The following is an 18250-nucleotide window of genomic DNA, read 5'->3' as shown; positions in this document are numbered from 1 at the left end:
CTGGAGACACCATGAAACTGACCAAAACCGCAATCGCCGTGGCGTTGCTGAGCGGCGCCTCGCTGATCGCCGGCCCGGCCTCGGCGCAGCAGGCCGACTACCCCAACAAGCCCGTGCGCCTGATCGTGCCGTTCGCCCCCGGCGGCACCGCCGACATCATCGGCCGCGTATTTGCGGCGCAGCTGGGCGCCGAACTGGGCGCCACCGTGGTGGTCGAGAACAAGGCCGGCGCGGGCGGCTCGATCGGCACGCGCTTCGTGGCCGACGCGGCGCCCGACGGCTACGTACTGCTGCTGGCCTCGTCCAGCACCCACGGCACCAATCCGGCGGTCTACAAGAACCTGACCTACGACGCGGCGCAGGACTTCACCGCCATCACGCAACTGGTGACCGTTCCCGGCGTGCTGAGCGTGACCAAGGACTTCCCCGCCGCCGACCTGAACGGCCTGATCGCCGCCGCCAAGGCCAACCCGGACAAGTACACCTACGCCTCGTCGGGCGCGGGCGGCCTGGGCAACCTGGCGATGGAGCTGATGAAGTCGATGACCGGCGCCAAGCTCATGCACATCGCCTACCGCGGCGCGGGCCCGGCCTTCACCGACGTCATCAGCGGCCAGGTGTCGATGATCTGGGAGCCGGTGCCGGCCTCGCTTCCGTACATCAAGGGCGGCCAGATCCGTCCCATCGCCATCGCCGCCGACGCCCGTTCGCCGGAACTGCCCGACACGCCGACCTTCAAGGAAGCCGGCCTGCCGCGCTACGAGGCCAACGCCTGGAACGGCCTGCTGGCGCCCAAGGGCCTGCCGGCCGACGTGACGCAGAAGCTGCACGACGCCTCGGTCAAGGCGCTGAACAATCCCGAGGTCAAGGCCAAGCTGGCCAGCCTGGGCGGCACGGTGGTGGCCGGCACGTCCGACGCGTTCAAGAACGTGATCGCCAGCGACGTGAAGAAGTGGAAGAACGTGGCGGCCGACGCCAGGATCCAGCTGGATCAGTAAACCACGCGCACCACCGCGCCTGGTTCGCGGGCCGGCCATTCAGGCCGGCCCTTTTCATGCCGCCGCGGTCGCGGGAAAAGTGACCATCAGGCCCACGCCCCGGCCATTCAGGCCAGGCACGAAGGCCACCACGGCGCCGTGGCGCGCCGCGATCTGCGCCACCAGCGACAGGCCGATGCCGCTGCCGCCGCCGTTGGCGCCCGGGGCGCGATAGAAGCGGTCGAACACCCGCGCGCGTTCGGCCGGCGCGATGCCGGGGCCATCGTCGGCCACCCGCAGCCAGGCCCCGCCCCGCTCGTGCGGCCCGCAGGCCACGGCGATCTGGCCGCCCTCGGGGGTGTAGCGCAGGGCGTTGTCGAGCAGGTTGCGCACCAGCACGCCCAGCGTATCCATGCCGCCGCGCACCTCGCAGGCCTGGACGTCCAGCTGGATGCGTTGGCGCTTGCGCGCCGCGGCCGCCTCGCCGTCGCGCACCAGCAGGACCACCAGCGCGTCCAGCGACACGGTGTCGAGATCGGCGCCGGTTTCACTGACCGCGTCCATGCGCGCCTGGTCCAGCAATTGTTCGGCCAGGCGCGCCGTGCGCTGCGCCACCGCGCGCAACGGGGCGGCGGCGTCGGCGGCCGGCGTGTCGGCGATGCGCTGCGACAGCAGTTCGGTCTGCGCGCTGAGCGCGGCCAGCGGCGTGCGCAGTTCATGCGCGGCATCGGCCAGGAAGCGGCGCTCGTGGTCCATGGCGGCCTGAAGCCGGACCAGCAGGGCATTGATGGAGCGCACGAAGGGATGCAATTCCCCCGGCAGGCGGTCCAGCGGCAACGGCGCCAGGTCGAATGGCGTGCGCCGCTGGATCGCGTCACCGGCGCGATCGACCGGACGGAACGCCAGCCGCACCACGATCCAGGTTGATGCCGCCAGCAGCAGGAACAACGCCGACACGATGACCAGGCCGCGCTTGAAGGCGGCCACGGCTTCGGCGCGCCGGTCGCTGTCGGCGCGCGCCAGCTGCACCTGCACCTGGCCGGAAGCGTCGCTGAGCGAGTACACGCGCCAGGTGTCGTCGCCGATCACGCTGTCGCGAAAGCCGTCTTCGAAGTCCGGGTTCAGCGGCTGGTCCGGCGCCTCGGGCGAACGCAGGGCCAGGCGCCGGTCGCCCTTGGACCAGATCTGCACCGTGGTCCGCTCGCCGCGGAAATGGCTGGACGGCGGCAGCTTGAAACGCTCATCGGGCCGCTCCTCCAGCAGACTGCGGCGCAGCGACAGGATGGTCTGGTTGGCCGAGTCGACCAGGGACTGGTCGCGGATGCCGGTGCGCGCCTCGTTCATGGCGTGCTGCTGGCACATGAACACCGCCGCCCAGGTCAACAGCAGGGTCAGCAGCAGTGTGACGGTCAGGCGTTTGCGCAGCGTCTTCATGCCGCGTCCGCCGCGGCGATGCGATAACCCAGGCCGTGCACGGTGGCGACCAGGTCGTCGCCGAGCTTGCGCCTGAGCTGGTGGACGTACACCGCCACGGTATTGCTTTCGATGGTGCCGCTGCCGCCGTAGACCGCGGCCTCCAGCTGTTCGCGGCTGACGGTCTGGCCGGCGCGTTCCATCAGCGCCAGCAGGGTGCGGTACTCGCTGGCGCTGAGCACCACTTCGGCGCCGGCCCGCGTCACCACGCGCCGCGCCGGATCCAGCTGCACGTCGCGGCAGCGCAAGACCGACACCACCGAATTGCTGCTGCGGCGCACCACGGCGCGCAGCCGCGCCAGCAGTTCGTCCAGCTGGAACGGCTTGACGATGTAGTCGTCGGCGCCGGCATCCAGGCCCTGCACCCGCTCGCTGAGGCGGTCGCGGGCGGTGATGATGAGCACCGGCGTGGCGTCGTAGCGCGCCCGCAGGTGTTTCAACACCGCCAACCCGCTGCCGCCCGGCAGGCCCAGATCCAGCAGCACCGCGCCGTAGCCATGCTCGACCAGCGCCAGCCGGGCGGCGGGCACGTCGCGCACCCAATCGACGCGCAGGCCCGCGCCCACCATGCTGGATCGCAAGGCGTCTCCGAGCATGGCGTCATCTTCGACCAGCAGAACTTGCAAGAACGCTCCCAGACTGTCCATGGCGCGCCATTGTGGCGCCCTGGATTTAAAGAATTTTTAAAAGCCGGCTCCGACAATGGCGGCTCGTCGTGCCCCTGGCTCGCGCCAGGGCACCGGTTCACGAAAGAAAGGAAATTCCCCGCAAATGAAGCTGGCTATGTTAGCAACTGGCGCCGCCCTGGCCTGCGCCGCAGGCACGGCGCAGGCCGAGCAATCTGGCACCAATTTCATCGGCCTGGGCGTCGGCTACGTGCCGGTGTACCAGGGCTCCAGCGAATACCGCGCCCTGCCGGTGCCGCTGATCAACTACCATTCCGGCAATTTCTTCATCTCGCCGCGCGCCGGCCTGCCGGCGATGGGCCTGCAGACCACGCTGGCGCCCGACTGGAAGGCCGGCGTATTCGTCGGCATGGCGCTGGGCCGCGATTCCAGCGACGCCGACCGCACCAAGGGCCTGGACGACATCGATTTCCACGGCACCTATGGCGCCTTCGTCGAATGGGCGCCGGGTCCGTTTTCATTGGGCGCGGCATACCGCCAGGCGGCGCGCAGCGGCTACGGCGGCACGCTCGAACTGCGCGCCACCTATGCCGCCTGGCAGGACGGCGCCAACCGCGTCAACCTCGGCGCCAGCACGCAGTGGGCCAGCCACGACGACATGCAGACCTGGTATGGCGTCACGTCCTCGCAGGCCGCGCGCAGCCGCGAAGGGCTGTCGACCTACTCGCCGTCGTCCGGCTTCAAATCCGCCGCCCTGTTCGCCACCTGGTCGCATCGCATCGACGCCAGCTGGAGCACCGTCACCACCGTGGGCGTGAACACGCTGCTGGGCGACGCCCGCGACAGCCCGCTGACCGAGCGCCGCGCCAACGTGTTCGGCAGCGTCGGGGTGGTCTACGCGTTCTGAACGAACGCGGTGGCGCCGGGAGCGGGATCGATGAAATTCACGCAAGACATGGCGCAGGGCGGACACGGCCGCCTCGACCTGGAACAGCGCCGCATTCCGGCCGACGCGGCCCCGGCCCGCGCATGCCGGCGCGGGTCCCTGCGCGACCGGCCGGTGGGCCAGGCCGGCGCGCTGCGCGTGCGCTTGCCGGACGCCAGCGTGCGGCATGCGCTGGCCCCCGCGCTGGCGGCCTTCGCCGAGCGCCATCCGGACCTGGCCATGCAGTTGGACTCGCCCGGCGGCGCGGACGCGGCGCCGCAGCCCTGCGATATCTCGATCGGTCTGGAACCGCCGGCGGACCCGGCATGGATGGCGCACCGGCTGGGCGCCTTGCGCGCCAGCCTGTACGCGGCGCCCGGTTATCTGGCGCGACGGCCCGCGCCCGAGCATCCCGCCGACCTGGCGATGCACGACTGCATCGGCCTGCACGTCGGCGCGCATCGTGCCCATGACACACGACCCGCCCGCTGGCGCCTGTGGTGCGGCCCCGAGCGCGTCGTGGTCCTGGCGCGCGAGCGCTATGGCGTCGACACGCCCGCCATGGCGCTGCAACTGGCCGCCCGCGGCGTCGGCATCGCCGCGCTGCACGCGCTGGGCGCGGCCGTCTGGCGGGGCGCGGGGCTGGTGCCGGTGCTGCCGCGATGGGAACTGGAGCCGGTCACCCTATACGCCTTGACGGGCTCCCGGCGCCTGCCGGCGCGAGCCCATGCCCTGATCGACTGGCTGGCGCGGACGCTGGCCTGAAGGCGCCCGCGCCGGCGCCTCGAAGATGCCGCGTCAGGCGCCCAGCAATGCCGGTTCGCCCGCGCGGCCCAGGGCAGCGGCCTCGGAGTCGATCACGCGGCCGGTCTGCAGCTTGAACACCGCCACCGCGTCACGCAGGCGTTGCGCCTGGGTCTCCAGCGACGCCGCCGACGCGGCCGCCTGCTCGACCAGCGCGGCGTTCTGCTGCGTCACGCTGTCCATCTGCGAGACCGCCTGGTTGACCTGCTGGATGCCCTGCGACTGCTCTTCCGAGGCGCTGGAGATCTCGTTGATGATGTCGGTCACGCGGCGCACCGACACCACGATCTCCTGCATCGTCGCCCCGGCCGCTTCGACCTGGTCGGAACCGATGGACACCTTCTGCACCGAATCGTCGATCAGGCCCTTGATCTCCTTGGCGGCCTGGCCGCTGCGCTGCGCCAGCGCGCGCACTTCGCTGGCCACCACCGCGAAACCCTTGCCCTGCTCGCCGGCGCGGGCCGCCTCGACCGCGGCGTTGAGCGCCAGGATGTTGGTCTGGAAGGCGATGCCGTCGATCACGCCGACGATGTCGGCGATGCGGTTGGAGCTGTCGGCGATGGCGCGCATGGTGCCCACCACGTCACCCACCGCCTGGCCGCCGCGGGTGGCCACGTCGGAAGCCGCGCCGGCCAATTGCGAGGCGCTGCGCGAGCTGTCGGCGTTGTTCTTCACGGTGGACGACAGTTCATCCATGCTGGCGGCGGTTTCCTCCAGCGAGGCGGCCTGCTGTTCGGTGCGCGAGGACAGGTCGATGTTGCCGGCCGCGATCTCGCGCGAGCCGGTGTGGATCTCTTCCACGCCCTGGCGCACGGCGGCCACGGTGCGCGCCAGGCTGTCCTGCATGCGCTTGACGGCGGCGTAGAGCACGCCGATTTCATTGTTGCCGCGCTGCTCGATGCGGTTGGTCAGGTCGCCGCCGGCGATGCGGTCGAACAGGCGGCCGGCGTCATGCAACGGCCGGAATACCGAGCGGGCAAAGACCGCGTACAGCCCCACCACCAGCACGGCCACCACCACCAGCAGGCCGATCAGGAAGGCGATGGCGCCATTGATGCGGGTGTTGGCCTCGCGCGCCACGCGTTGGCCGACTTCGTCGGCGTAGTCCACGTACTTCTGGATCGCCTGGGTGAAGGTGATGCCCAGCGGCGTCACCTTCTCCAGGTTCAGGCGGCTGGCATCCTGGGCCTTGCCGGCGCGGATGGCGGCGATCATCGGCACGATGGCGTCGCGCTGGTAGACGTCATAGGCGGCCAGCGCATCATCGAACAGGGGCTTGCCCACGGGCGAGGTCTCGGGATTCTGGCGCGCGCTCTGGATCAGGTCGGCGGCCTTCTTGGTGTAGCCGTCCAGGCGCTGCATGCTGGCCAGGTTGTCGATGCTCTTGCCTTCCAGCAAGGTGGTCTGGGCAGCCAGCAGCACCAGGCGGGCGCGCAGCAGCTCGGAACCGGCGTCGTCCACGGCGTTGGCGCGCACCAGGTTGGTATCCAGCATCACCTCGATCGAGGTGCGGTTGGAGGTCAGTTGCTGGTAGACGGCGATGCCGGTGACCAGGAAAAGGGCGAAAAAAACACAGAGCGCGGTCGTCAGGACGGCGCGGATACTCAGATTCTTGAACATGGGGAGGGCCACTCGGGGGTTGCGGAGGGCAGCCTTGGGCGGCTGTCGAAGTGTTTACGGCTTATTGCAATGAAAAGTTAAATATCTCATTGGGTTACATCGACAACGCGCAATTTCCGACTTGTCCAACAGAATTAACAACGATTATCATTTCCAGTCTTTGAACCCCGCGAGAGAAGGACTTCCATCGTGACGGCGGCCAACCAGCCCACGGCGCACCCCTCCCTGAGCGCGCTTTACCGCGACCACCACGGCTGGCTGGCCGGCTGGTTGCGGCGACGGCTGGGCAGCGCGCACGACGCCGCCGACCTGTCGCACGACACCTACGAACGCCTGATGGTGTCCGGCCGCCTGCCCGAGGCCGGCCAGGCGCGCGCCTTCCTGACCCAGATCGCCAAGGGCCTGGTGATCGACCTGTTCCGCCGCCGCACCCTCGAAACCGCCTATCTCGAAGCGCTGGCGCAACTGCCCGAACCGCACATGCCGTCTGCCGAGGCCCGCGCGCTGGCGCTGGAAACGTTGATGGCGGTGGACGCCGCGCTCGACGCCCTGCCCGCCCGCGCGCGCCAGGTCTTCATCCTGTCCCGCTTCGAGGGCCTGACCTATTCCGAGATCGCCGCGCAGCTGGGCGTCTCGGTGGCGCTGGTGCGCAAGCACATGCTGCGCGCCGCCCAGGCCTGCCTGGCGGCGCTATGAGCGCCGGCGCAGCGGGCATCCCCGAACCGATCCTGGCCCAGGGCCTGGAGTGGCTGGTGGTCATGTGGTCGGGCGAAGCCACCGCCGACGAGCGCGCCGCCTGGCAGCGCTGGCGCAACGCCCATCCCGATCACGAACGCGCCTGGCAGCAGGTGCAGCGGCTGGACGCGCGCCTGCTGGGCGTGTCGCCCGAAGCCTCGGCCCGGGCGCTGGCGTCGTCCGGGCGCCAGGCCGGCCGCCGCAAGGCGCTGCGCCTGATGGGCTTTGGCCTGTTGGGCGCCGGCGCCGCCGGCCTCGCGGCCGGCCGCCTGCCTTGGGCCGCCTATGCCGCCGATTACCGCACCGCCGTCGGCGAACGGCGCGAGGTGCTGCTGGAAGACGGCACCCGCTTCACCCTGAACAGCGACAGCGCCGTCGACGTGCAATACAGCGCCGGCGCGCGCCGCCTGGTGCTGCGCCGTGGCGAACTGTACGTGGCCACCGGCCACGGCGCGCTGGCCGCCGGCCGCCCCTTCTCGGTCGCCACGGAATACGGCAGCGTGCTGGCGCTGGGCACGCGCTACAGCGTCGAGATCCAGCGCGACCGCATGCGGGTCGGCGTGTACGAAGGCGCGGTCGAGATCCAGCCGCGGCAAGGCGCCGCGCTGCGATTGCAGGCCGGCCAGGCCGCCGGCTTCACCGCGGATACGGCCGCGCTGCTGCCGGCCGCCTCCGCCGCCGCGCCCGCCTGGCTGCGGGGCCAACTGGTGGCCGACCGCCTGCGGCTAGCCGACTTCCTCGACCAGGTGGAGCGCTACCGCCACGGCGTGATCCGCTGCGACCCGCGCGTGGCCGACCTGATCGTCTCGGGGGTCTATCCGCTGGCCGACACCGACCGCATCCTGGCATCGCTGGCGGCCGCGCTGCCGTTGCGGGTGTCGCGCTACACCGGCTACTGGGTGGTGGTGGAACCTAAAAATCCGGGCCAACCGTAGCACTTTTCCGTTCTCGTTCGGGAACCCTGCATAACCGCAGTATTCACGCCCGCAACGAGGATCCTTTTTCATGTCTGTCCGCACTCCCCTGAACGCCGCCCGCGGCACCCTGGCGCTGGCCTTGGCAGCCCTGGCGCTGGCCGCGCCGCCCGCCGCCCTTGCCGCCGACGCGCCGGCCCGCCCGGGCCCGGCCGCCGTCCGCTACGACATTCCGGCCGGTTCGCTCGACCAAGTGCTCAACGCCTACGCCCAGCAGGCCGGCGTGATGATCGCCATCGACGGCGCCCTGACCGCAGGCCGGCGCAGTGCCGGCCTGCGCGGCGCCTATGGGCTGCGCGACGGCTTCGCCGCCATCCTGGCCGGCAGCGGCCTGGCGGCCCAAGCGCAAGGCGGCGGCTACGTGCTGCGCCGGCTGCCGGCCGGCGCCGGCGGCGTCGCCACGCTGGAACCGGTGACGGTCAGCGCCGGCGGCGTGGCGCCCGACAGCTACGTGGCCGAGGCCAGCCGCGCCGGCACCAAGACCGACACGCCGATCCTGGAGGTGCCGCAGTCGATCTCGGTGGTGACGCGCGCGCAGATGGAGGCGCAGAACGCGCAGAGCGTGACCGAGGTGCTGCGCTACGTGCCCGGCGTGGCGGTGGAAACCTACGGCGTCGATCCCAAGGGCTTTGACTGGGTCATGCTGCGCGGCTTCAATGCCCAGGCCACCAGCGACTACAAGGACGGCCTGCGCCAGATCACGTCGGGCTACACGCTGTTCCGCAGCGAGCCCTACGCACTGGAACGCATCGAGGTGCTGCGCGGCCCGTCGTCGGTGCTGTACGGCCAGGGCGATGCCGGCGGCGTCATCAACCGCGTCAGCAAGCTGCCGTCCGCCACGCCGCAATACGAGGCCGAACTGGAGTACGGCAGCTTCCAGCGCAAGCAGGCCGCGGTCGACCTGACCGGCCCGGCCACCGAAGACGGCACGCTGCTGTACCGCGTGATCGGCGTGGCGCGCGACGCCAACACCCAGTTCACCTACCCCAACGGCGACCGCATTGCCGACGACCGCCTGTTCCTGGCGCCGTCGCTGACCTGGGCGCCGTCTGCCGCCACCCGCTTCACGCTGCAGACCGAGTACCTGCACGACCGCTCCGGCGGCACCATCGGCACCGTCACCATCAACGGCAAGCCGACCGACCTGCGCAACGGCGATCCGGACTTCAACCGCTACACGCAGAAACAGAAGAGCATCGGCTACCTGTTCGAGCACCGCTTCAACGACACCTTGCAGGTTCGCCAGAACCTGCGCTACGGCCAGGTCGACGCGCTGCTGGACAACATCCTGCTGTCGGGCATCGGTCCGGCGGGCCTGACCCGCACCGCGCGCCGCTACGACGAAAGCATGACCGCGCTGGCGCTGGACAACCAGGCGCAGCTGGATTTCAACACCGGCCCGCTGGCCCACACGCTGCTGCTGGGACTGGACTTCAACCGCAGCAGCGCCGACGTCTCGCGCACCTACGGCCCCGCCCCCAGCCTGAATCCCTACGACCCGGTGTATGGCGTGCACGTGCCCACGCCCACCACGCCGATGGCCAACTATCTGGAAACCACCCACCAGACCGGCTTGTACGTGCAGGACCAGGTGCGCTTGGCCGAACGCTGGGTGCTGACGCTGGGCGGCCGCTACGACTGGTACCGCCAGAAGAACGAGAACCGCCTGCTGGGCAACACCGCCGACCAGGACGGCTCGCGCTTCAGCGGCCGCGCCGGCCTGAACTACGTCATGCCCAATGGTCTCGCGCCCTACGTCAGCTACGCGCAGTCGTTCCTGCCCAACACCGGCGTGACCGCGCCGGCCAACGGCAGCGCCGCCTTCGCGCCGTCGCGCGGCCGCCAGTGGGAAGGCGGCATCAAGTTCCAGCCACCAGGCTCGAACGCGCTGTACACGCTGGCCGTGTTCGACATCAAGAAGAGCAACGTGCTGACCAATGACCTGCAGAACCCGGGCTTCCAGGTGGCCTCGGGCGAAGTGCAGTCGCGCGGCGTGGAACTGGAAGGCAAGTTCAGCCTGGGCGACGGCTGGGACTTCACCGGCTCGTACACCTACGTGCGCGCCCGCATCAGCCGCGCCAACGACGCCACCCAGGGCAAGCGCCCGGCGCTGGTGCCCGAGCACAGCGCCTCGGGCTGGCTCAACTACACCGTGCGCAACGCCGCGCTGGCCGGCCTGAGCCTGGGCGTGGGCGCGCGCTACGTCGGCTCGACCTATGGCGACAACGCCAACACGCTGAAGATCGACAGCCACACCCTGATCGACGCCGGCGTGTCGTACGCGGTGGACAAGCACCTGACGCTGTCGGTCAACGCCACCAACCTGTTCGACAAGGAGTACCTGGCGACGTGCTCGGACCTGACCGACTGCTACCCGGGCAGCCGGCGCAGCGTGATCGGGCGGGTGAAGTACCGTTTCTGAAAACGGCGCGCATGAAAAAAGCCCCACCGGTTTTCCGGTGGGGCTTTTTGCGTCAGGCCGCCCCCTCGGGGGGCAGCTAGCGCGAAGCGCGCGGCGCGGAGGCCCCTTCTATTTCAGCCAGGCGCGCGCATTGCGGAAGATGCGCATCCACGGGCTGAACTGGCCGCCACTGTCGGCGTTGCCCCACTTCTCGGGCGCCCACGACATCATGACGTTGCGGGTCACGCGTTCCGGGTGCGGCATCATCACGGTGAAGCGGCCGTCGGCGGTGGTGACGGACGTCAGGCCGCCCGGGCTGCCGTTCGGGTTGAACGGATAGGCCTCGGTGGCGTTGCCGCGGTTGTCGATGTAGCGCGCCGCCGCCAGCACGCGGCCGGCGTCGCCCTGCTGCGAGAAGTCGGCGTAGCCTTCGCCGTGCGCCACCGCGACCGGGATGCGCGCGCCTTCCATGCCGGCAAAGAAGATCGACGGCGACTTGGCCAGCTCGACCATCGACAGGCGCGCCTCGTATTTTTCGGACAGGTTGCGGGTGAAGCGCGGCCAGTGCTCGGCGCCCGGGATCATCGGGGCCAGCGCGGCCATCATCTGGCAGCCGTTGCACACGCCCAGCGCGAAGGTGTCGGGGCGGGCGAAGTACGCCGCGAACTGATCCGACAGCTTGCCGTTGAAGCGGATGGTGCGGGCCCAGCCCTCGCCGGCGCCCAGCACGTCGCCGTAGCTGAAGCCGCCCACGGCCACCAGGCCCTGCACCTGCGCCAGGTCGACGCGGCCCGACAGCAGGTCGGTCATGTGCACGTCGACCGCGTCAAAGCCCGCGGTGTCGAAGGCCCAGCCCATTTCCACCTGGCTGTTGCAGCCCTGCTCGCGCAGGATCGCCACGCGCGGGCGCTTGCCGCTGTTGATGAACGGCGCGGCCACGTCTTCCTGCGGGTCGAAGGCCACGTTGGGGCTCATGCCCGGATCCTGCGTGTCGTTCCAGACGTCCAGCTCGGCCTGGGCGCACGCGGGGTTGTCGCGGCGCGCCATGATGCGGTAGGAGACTTCGCTCCAGGCGCGGCCGAGGTCGGCGCGCGGCTGGCCCCAGACCTTCTTGCCGTCGCGGTAGAACTCGACCTCGTCGCCGCCGTTCAGGCCGCCGATGACGTGCGAGTGGGCCGACAGGCCGGCGCCGCGCAGCACCTGCATGACGGCGTCGCGCTGGGCGGCCGGCACCTGGATGACGGCGCCGGCTTCTTCCGCGAACAGCGCCTTGAGCGTCAGTTCGTCGCGCTGCACCGCCACCTGTTCCGGACGGATCTTGTAGTCGCCCCAATCGGCCGATTGCGGGTCGAAGGTCAGCATGTCGAGGTTGACCGAGATGCCGGTGCGGCCGGCGAAGGCCATTTCCACCAGCGTGGCGAACAGGCCGCCGTCCGAACGGTCGTGGTAGGCCAGGATGGTGCCGGCCTCGGCCAGGGTGCGGATGGTGACGAAGAAGGCGCGCAGCGCTTCCGGCGAATCGATGTCCGGCACGGTTTCGCCGACCTGGTTGTAGGTCTGCGCCAGGATCGAGCCGCCCATGCGGTGCAGGCCGCGGCCCAGGTCGATCAGGATCAGCACGCTGTCGCCGGCGTCGGTGCGCAGCTGCGGCGTGAGGCTGGCGCGCACGTCGCCGACCGGCGCGAAGGCCGTGACGATCAGCGACACCGGCGCCACCACCTGGCGCTGCTCGCCGTCCTGCTCCCAGGAGGTCTTCATGGACAGCGAGTCCTTGCCCACCGGGATCGACAGGCCGGCGGCCTGGCACAGCTCGCTGACGGCCGACACGGTGTCGTACAGCGCGGCGTCCTGGCCGTCGACGCCGCAGGCGGCCATCCAGTTGGCGGACAGCTTGATGTCTTCCAGGCGCGCCACGTCGGCGGCGGCCAGGTTGGTCAGGGCCTCGGCCACGGCCATGCGGCCGGAGGCCGGCGCGTTCAGCATGGCGATGGGGGTGCGTTCGCCCATGGCCATGGCTTCGCCGCGGAAGCCCTGGTAGTCAGCCAGGGTGACGGCGCAGTCGGCCACCGGCACCTGCCACGGGCCGACCATCTGGTCGCGGCTGGAGAGGCCGCCGACGGTGCGGTCGCCGATGGTGATGAGGAACGACTTGTTGGCCACCGTGGGGTGGCGCAGCACGCGGTAGGCCGCTTCGGTCAGGTCGATGCCGGCCAGGTCGAGCGGCTCGGACACGCCCGGCAGGCGGCGCACGTCGCGCGTCATACGCGGCGGCTTGCCCAGGATGACGTCGATCGGCACGTCGACCGGACGCACCTCGGCCTCGCCCTGCGGACGGATCGTGTCCAGGCCCGGCAGGCCTTCGCCGTCCACCACGCGCAGCTGGCGCTCTTCGGTGGCCACGCCGACCACCGCGTAGGGGCAGCGTTCGCGGCGGGCGATGGCGTCGAAACGCTCCAGGTCCTGCGGCAGGATCGACAGGACGTAGCGTTCCTGCGATTCATTGCTCCAGATCTCGGCGGGCGACAGGCCGGATTCTTCCAGCGGCACGCGCTTCAGATCGAAGATGGCGCCGCGGCCGGCATCATTGACCAGTTCCGGGAAAGCGTTGGACAGGCCGCCCGCGCCGACGTCGTGGATGGCGATGATGGGGTTGTTCTCGGCCTGCTGCCAGCAGCGGTCGATCACTTCCTGGGCGCGGCGCTCCAGTTCGGGGTTGCCGCGCTGGACCGAATCGAAATCCAGCTCGGCCGAGTTGCTGCCCATGCTGATGCTGGAGGCGGCGCCGCCGCCCATGCCGATGCGGAAACCCGGGCCGCCCAGCTGGATCAGCAGCGCGCCGGGAGGGATCTCGTTCTTGTGGGTCAGGCCGGCGTCGATGCTGCCCAGGCCGCCCGCGATCATGATGGGCTTGTGGTAGCCCCAGCGCGTGCCGCCGGCGGTCTGCTCGAACGAACGGAAATAGCCCAGCAGGTTGGGACGGCCGAATTCGTTGTTGAAGGCGGCGCCGCCGATGGGGCCGTCGATCATGATGGACAGCGGCGAGGCGATGCGGTCCGGCAGGCCGTGGTGGTCGGCTTCCCAGGGCTGCGTGGCGTCGTCGAAGCGCAGGTGCGAGACGGTGAAGCCGGTCAGGCCGGCCTTGGGCTTGGAGCCGCGGCCGGTGGCGCCTTCGTCGCGGATTTCGCCGCCGGCGCCGGTCGAGGCGCCGGGGAACGGCGCGATCGCGGTTGGGTGATTGTGCGTCTCGACCTTCATCAGGGTATGCACGGTGGTGTCGCGGCGGATGTACCTGGCGCCGTCGACGCCCTCGCCGGTCACGCCCGGCACGCCGGCCTGGAAGCGCTGCGCCGGGCCGCCGGCCATGATGGCGGCGTTGTCCGAGTAGGCGACCACGGTGCCTTCCGGCTGCGCCTTGTGGGTGGCGCGGATCATGCCGAACAGCGTGTTGGGCTGCTCCTGGCCGTCGATCACCCACTGCGCGTTGAAGATCTTGTGGCGGCAGTGTTCGCTGTTGGCCTGCGCGAACATCATCAGTTCGACGTCGGTGGGATCGCGGCCCAGGTCGCTGAACGACTGGGCCAGGTATTCGATCTCGTCGTCGGACAGGGCCAGGCCCAGCGCGCTGTTGGCCTCGACCAGCGCGGCGGCGCCGCGCGCCTGCACGTCGACCGTGCGCATCGGCTTGCCGGCCAGCGGCTGGAACAGCGCCTGGCCGTCGAAGCTGGCGTCGACCACGGTTTCGGTCATGCGGTCGTGCAGGCAGTCGGCCGCGCGCGCCAGCATGTCGGCGTCGAACGACTTGCTGCCCAGCAGGCCGCGTTCGGGCGTGATGACGTAGCGCACGCCGCGCTCGATGCGGTGCACGGCCGACAGGCCACAGTTGTGGGCGATGTCGGTGGCCTTGCTGGCCCACGGCGAGATCGTGCCCAGGCGCGGGATCACCAGCAGCGCCAGGCTCTTGGCCGGCCCCTCGCCGGTGGCGGGCGTGCCGTAATCCAGCAGTTGGGTCAGTTGCTGCTGCTGTTCGGCCGTCAGGGCGGCGTCGGTGCTGACGAAGTGCTCGTAGCGGGCGGAAATGTCGGCCACGGGCAGGCCGGCTTCCTTCAATTGCGCCAGCAGGCGGTCACGACGAAAGGAGGACAGGACGGAGGAACCAGGCAGATGCTGAACAAGGGACACGATGCGGGCGCCGTATAAGGAAGGGAGCAAAACAAGGATTTTACCCCGCTTGGCGGGTTTTCCCGGACGGAAGGACAGCCATGTCCCGATCCGGCCCGAATTCGTCCGGCTTTGGCCATTGTTACAAAAGAATTCCGCGACGCAACGGCCGGCCTGCTGCACAGCAATATCCCCACCAAATCCCTGTCCGCATCGCGGGTTATGGCGTGCACCCGCCCCGCGCGGGCGGCCGCGGTATTGCGACGCACCATGTTGCGGCCATACCGCAGCGCGGGAAAACACGAACACCCCTGCCCTTGCCCCGACGGTAGGATGCAGCGACCCCATACCAAGAAAGCGCCCGCCGCGCTGGCCGTTGCCTCACATGTCACGCCCCGAAGCCCCCGCCGAGCCTGTCGAACCGATCATCCCCGCCGAAGCAGACCCCGCCGTGAAAGTGCCGCTGGCCATCGAGGACTGGCTGGCCGTGATCCTGCTGGCGGCGCTGGCCATCATCACCTTCCTGAACGTGCTGGTGCGCTACTTCACCGACCAGTCGTTCGCCTGGACCGAGGAAATCTCGGTGTTCCTGCTGATCGTGCTGACCATGGCCGGCGGCAGCGTGGCCTTCGTGCGCAACCACCACATCCGCATCGAGATCCTGGCCGACAACGGCTCGCCGCGGCGCCAGCGCATCATGGCGCTGATCGCCAACTTCTGCGTGCTGGCGTTCTTCGTGCTGCTGACGGTGCTGTCGATCAAGCTGGTGTCCGACGAATTCGTCTATGAGGAAACCTCGCCCGCCATCGGCGTGCCGACCTGGTGGTATTCGATCTGGCTGCCGGTGATGGCCGCCGCCATCTCGCTGCGCACGCTGGGCACGCTGCGGCGGCTGTGGCGGGCGCCGCTGCCCAAGGCCGACGGGGGCCAGGCATGATCGCCGGCATCCTGTTCGCCGTCTTCATCGCGCTGATGCTGATCGGCGTGCCGGTCGGCGTGGCGCTGGGCATCGGCGGCACCGTGGCCATCGTGCTGTCCAACCTGGACACGCCCTGGTATGGCCTGCTGACCGTGCCGCAGAATTTCTACGCCGGGCTGGCCAAGTACCCGCTGCTGGCGATTCCGATGTTCGTGCTGGTCGGCTCCATCTTCGACCGCTCCGGCGTGGCCAAGCGGCTGGTGGATTTCGCCATCGCCATCGTCGGCCGCGGCCCCGGCATGCTGCCACTGGTGTCGATCGCCGTGGCCATGTTCCTGGGCGGCATCTCGGGCTCCGGCCCGGCCTGCGCCGCCGCGGTGGGCGCCGTGATGATCGCGGCCATGTCGCGCGCCGGCTATCCGGGCGCGTTTTCGGCCTCGGTGGTGGCGGCGGGCGCGGCCACCGACATCCTCATCCCGCCCTCGGTGGCCTTCATCATCTATTCGGTGCTGGTGCCCGAGGCCTCGGTGCCGGCGCTGTTCGCCGCCGGCATGGTGCCCGGCATCCTGGCCGGCCTGGCGCTGATCGTGCCGGCCGTGTGGCTGTCGCGCAAGCACAAGATGGGCATGCTGGAAGCGCACCTGCCGCGTCCGCCGTTCTGGCGCAGCCTGCGCGAGGCCTCGTGGGGCCTGGCCGCGCCGGTGCTGATCCTGGGCGGCATGCGCATGGGCTGGTTCACGCCCACCGAGGCGGCCGTGGTGGCGGTGTTCTACGGCCTGTTCGTGGGCATGTGCATCCACCGCACGATCAAGCTGCGCGACCTGTACGTGATCCTGCGCGAGGCGGCCGAGCTGTCGGCCGTGATCATGCTGGTGGTGACGCTGGCCGGCATCTTCGCCTGGGCCCTGTCCACGCTCAGCGTGATCGACCCGATCACCCACGCCATCGTCAATTCCGGGCTGGGCGAATGGGGCGTGCTGGCGCTGCTGATCCTGCTGCTGATGACGGTCGGCATGTTCCTGGACGGCATCTCCATCTTCCTGATCTTCGTGCCGCTGCTGATGCCGATCGCCAAGGCCTACAACTGGGATCCGGTGTGGTTCGGCGTGATCCTGACGCTGAAGGTGGCGCTGGGCCAGTTCACCCCGCCGCTGGCGGTCAACCTGATGGTGTCGTGCCGCATCGCGCGCGTGCCGATGGAATCGACCGTGCGCTGGGTGGTGTGGCTGCTGGGCGCGATGTTCCTGGTGCTGGTGGCGGTGCTGGTGTTCCCGCAGCTGGCGCTGTGGCTGCCGCACAAGCTGGGCTATTGAGGGAACCGGACGGGGGATCTGGACGCCACCGCCCGGAATGCATTCATGACAACAACAGACAGACCCGCAAAGAGAGGAGACGCAACATGAATTTCCGCAAGCTGATCGGCGCCACGCTGTGCGCCGCCGCAGTCGCCGCCATTCCCGCGGCCGCGCAGGCGCAGAACTACAAGCCCGAATACAAGCTCTCCATCGTCGTCGGCACCACCTTCCCGTGGGGCCAGGGCGCCGAGATCTGGTCGAACCTGGTGCGCGAGCGCACCCAGGGCCGCATCAACATCAAGGTCTACCCCGGAACCTCGCTGGTGCAAGGCGACCAGACCCGTGAATTCACCGCCATCCGCCAGGGCGTGATCGATATGGCGGTGGGTTCGACCATCAACTGGTCGCCGCAGGTCAAGCAGCTCAACCTGTTCTCCCTGCCCTTCCTGATGCCGGACTACGCGGCCATCGACGCGCTGGTGCAGGGCGACGTGGGCAAGGAGATGTTCAAGCTGATCGAGAAGGCCGGCGTGGTGCCGCTGGCCTGGGGCGAAAACGGCTACCGCCAGCTCAGCAACTCCAAGCGCGAGATCAAGCGGCCCGAGGACATGAAGGGCATGAAGCTACGCGTGGTCGGCTCGCCGCTGTACATCGACACGTTCACCGCGCTGGGCGCCAACCCGACCCAGATGAGCTGGGCCGACGCCCAGCCGGCGCTGGCCAGCGGCGCGGTCGACGGCCAGGAGAACCCGCTGTCGATCTACACCGGCTCCAAGCTCTACACCGTCGGCCAGAAGTACCTGACGCTGTGGAACTACGTGGCCGATCCGCTGATCTTCGTGGTCAACCGCGAGGTGTGGAATTCGTGGTCGGAAAAGGACCGCGACATCGTGCGCCAGGCCGCGCTGGACGCCGGCAAGCAGCAGATCGTGATCGCGCGCAAGGGCGTCACGCCGGAAGACCCGTCCTTGCTCAAGGAGATCGAGGGCCACGGCGTCACCGTGACTTCATTGAACCAGGCCGAGCATGACGCCTTCGCCAAGGTCACCCAGCCCGTCTACGACAAGTGGAAGAAGCAGATCGGCGAAGACCTGGTCAACCTGGCCGAGAAGTCCATCGCGGCGCGCAAGAAGTAATTCCGCCGAAACGACGGCACGCCAACCGAACAAGCAGCAAGCCCCAGGGGAACGGGCGGCGCAAGCCGCCAACCGAGGCAGGGACGTCAGATCCCGCCCACCAAAGACGGGCGCCGGCCACAAGCCGGCGCCCGTCGCCTTTTCAGCGAGCGTGACGGCGCGCGGCCCCGCCGCGAACCCCGCGACCGCCCGCGCGGCGATTACCGG

General features: G+C 69.6%; 13 protein-coding genes. 9 read left to right on the top strand and 4 right to left on the bottom strand.

The genetic code is table 11. The features are described from left to right. The first annotated feature begins 11 nt into the window (after positions 1-11). Positions 12-998, top strand: a complete 987-nt coding sequence (locus DK459_RS17195; RefSeq protein ID WP_054444104.1) for a tripartite tricarboxylate transporter substrate binding protein — start codon at positions 12-14, stop codon at positions 996-998. A 54-nt stretch (positions 999-1052) separates the two neighbouring features. Here DK459_RS17195 and DK459_RS17190 read toward each other — a convergent pair whose 3' ends face one another. After that, a complete protein-coding gene (locus DK459_RS17190; protein WP_024069360.1) occupies positions 1053-2411 on the bottom strand; it encodes an ATP-binding protein in 1359 nt (452 codons plus the stop codon). Continuing rightward, positions 2408-3076 carry a response regulator transcription factor gene (locus tag DK459_RS17185; protein WP_006385125.1) on the bottom strand — a complete coding sequence of 223 codons (669 nt, stop codon included), beginning with the start codon at positions 3074-3076 and terminating at the stop codon, positions 2408-2410. The genes DK459_RS17190 and DK459_RS17185 overlap by 4 nt, the downstream gene beginning before the upstream one ends. A 145-nt stretch (positions 3077-3221) precedes the next feature. On the opposite strand from DK459_RS17185, the gene DK459_RS17180 reads away from it, so the two are divergent. Together DK459_RS17180 and DK459_RS17175 are read left to right on the top strand one after the other, a co-directional pair. After that, positions 3222-3983, top strand: coding sequence for a MipA/OmpV family protein (locus DK459_RS17180; RefSeq protein WP_020928248.1), 762 nt, complete (start codon positions 3222-3224; stop codon positions 3981-3983). 30 nt (positions 3984-4013) lie between these two features. Then, complete coding sequence (locus DK459_RS17175; RefSeq protein WP_110134939.1) at positions 4014-4766, top strand: LysR substrate-binding domain-containing protein; 753 nt, start codon at positions 4014-4016, stop codon at positions 4764-4766. Positions 4767-4799: 33 nt separating this feature from the next. Here the strand turns inward: DK459_RS17175 and DK459_RS17170 are convergent, their stop codons facing one another. After that, on the bottom strand, positions 4800-6425 hold the full coding sequence (locus tag DK459_RS17170; RefSeq protein ID WP_110134938.1) for a methyl-accepting chemotaxis protein: 1626 nt from the start codon (positions 6423-6425) through the stop codon (positions 4800-4802). A 189-nt stretch (positions 6426-6614) separates the two neighbouring features. Here DK459_RS17170 and DK459_RS17165 point away from each other — a divergent pair, with 189 nt between their 5' ends. The 3 genes from DK459_RS17165 to DK459_RS17155 all read left to right on the top strand — a co-directional run bounded on the left by DK459_RS17165 (position 6615) and on the right by DK459_RS17155 (position 10556). Beyond that, positions 6615-7121: a sigma-70 family RNA polymerase sigma factor gene (locus DK459_RS17165; RefSeq protein WP_020928251.1), complete on the top strand. Its 507-nt coding sequence runs from the start codon at positions 6615-6617 to the stop codon at positions 7119-7121. Beyond that, positions 7118-8095 (top strand): FecR domain-containing protein, encoded by a 978-nt coding sequence (locus tag DK459_RS17160; protein ID WP_020928252.1) that lies wholly within the window; start codon positions 7118-7120, stop codon positions 8093-8095. Before DK459_RS17165 ends, DK459_RS17160 begins: the two co-directional genes overlap by 4 nt. 70 nt (positions 8096-8165) lie before the next feature. Beyond that, on the top strand, positions 8166-10556 hold the full coding sequence (locus tag DK459_RS17155) for a TonB-dependent siderophore receptor (RefSeq protein ID WP_054444110.1): 2391 nt from the start codon (positions 8166-8168) through the stop codon (positions 10554-10556). A 108-nt stretch (positions 10557-10664) separates the two neighbouring features. Here the strand turns inward: DK459_RS17155 and purL are convergent, their stop codons facing one another. Further along, a complete protein-coding gene (gene purL, locus DK459_RS17150; RefSeq protein ID WP_110134990.1) occupies positions 10665-14714 on the bottom strand; it encodes a phosphoribosylformylglycinamidine synthase in 4050 nt (1349 codons plus the stop codon). A 364-nt stretch (positions 14715-15078) separates the two neighbouring features. On the opposite strand from purL, the gene DK459_RS17145 reads away from it, so the two are divergent. From DK459_RS17145 to DK459_RS17135, 3 genes are all read left to right on the top strand, one after another. Next, on the top strand, positions 15079-15630 hold the full coding sequence (locus DK459_RS17145) for a TRAP transporter small permease (protein ID WP_006385116.1): 552 nt from the start codon (positions 15079-15081) through the stop codon (positions 15628-15630). Continuing rightward, positions 15627-16925, top strand: coding sequence for a TRAP transporter large permease (locus DK459_RS17140; RefSeq protein ID WP_006385115.1), 1299 nt, complete (start codon positions 15627-15629; stop codon positions 16923-16925). Before DK459_RS17145 ends, DK459_RS17140 begins: the two co-directional genes overlap by 4 nt. Positions 16926-17011: 86 nt before the next feature. After that, positions 17012-18043 carry a DctP family TRAP transporter solute-binding subunit gene (locus tag DK459_RS17135; protein WP_054436715.1) on the top strand — a complete coding sequence of 344 codons (1032 nt, stop codon included), beginning with the start codon at positions 17012-17014 and terminating at the stop codon, positions 18041-18043. Positions 18044-18250 lie beyond the last annotated feature (207 nt).

Source organism: Achromobacter sp. RW408 (assembly GCF_003184165.1).
Classification (GTDB): domain Bacteria; phylum Pseudomonadota; class Gammaproteobacteria; order Burkholderiales; family Burkholderiaceae_B; genus Achromobacter; species Achromobacter xylosoxidans.
Note: the sequence above shows the minus strand (reverse complement) of the source record. Positions and strands in the feature narration are given on the sequence as shown.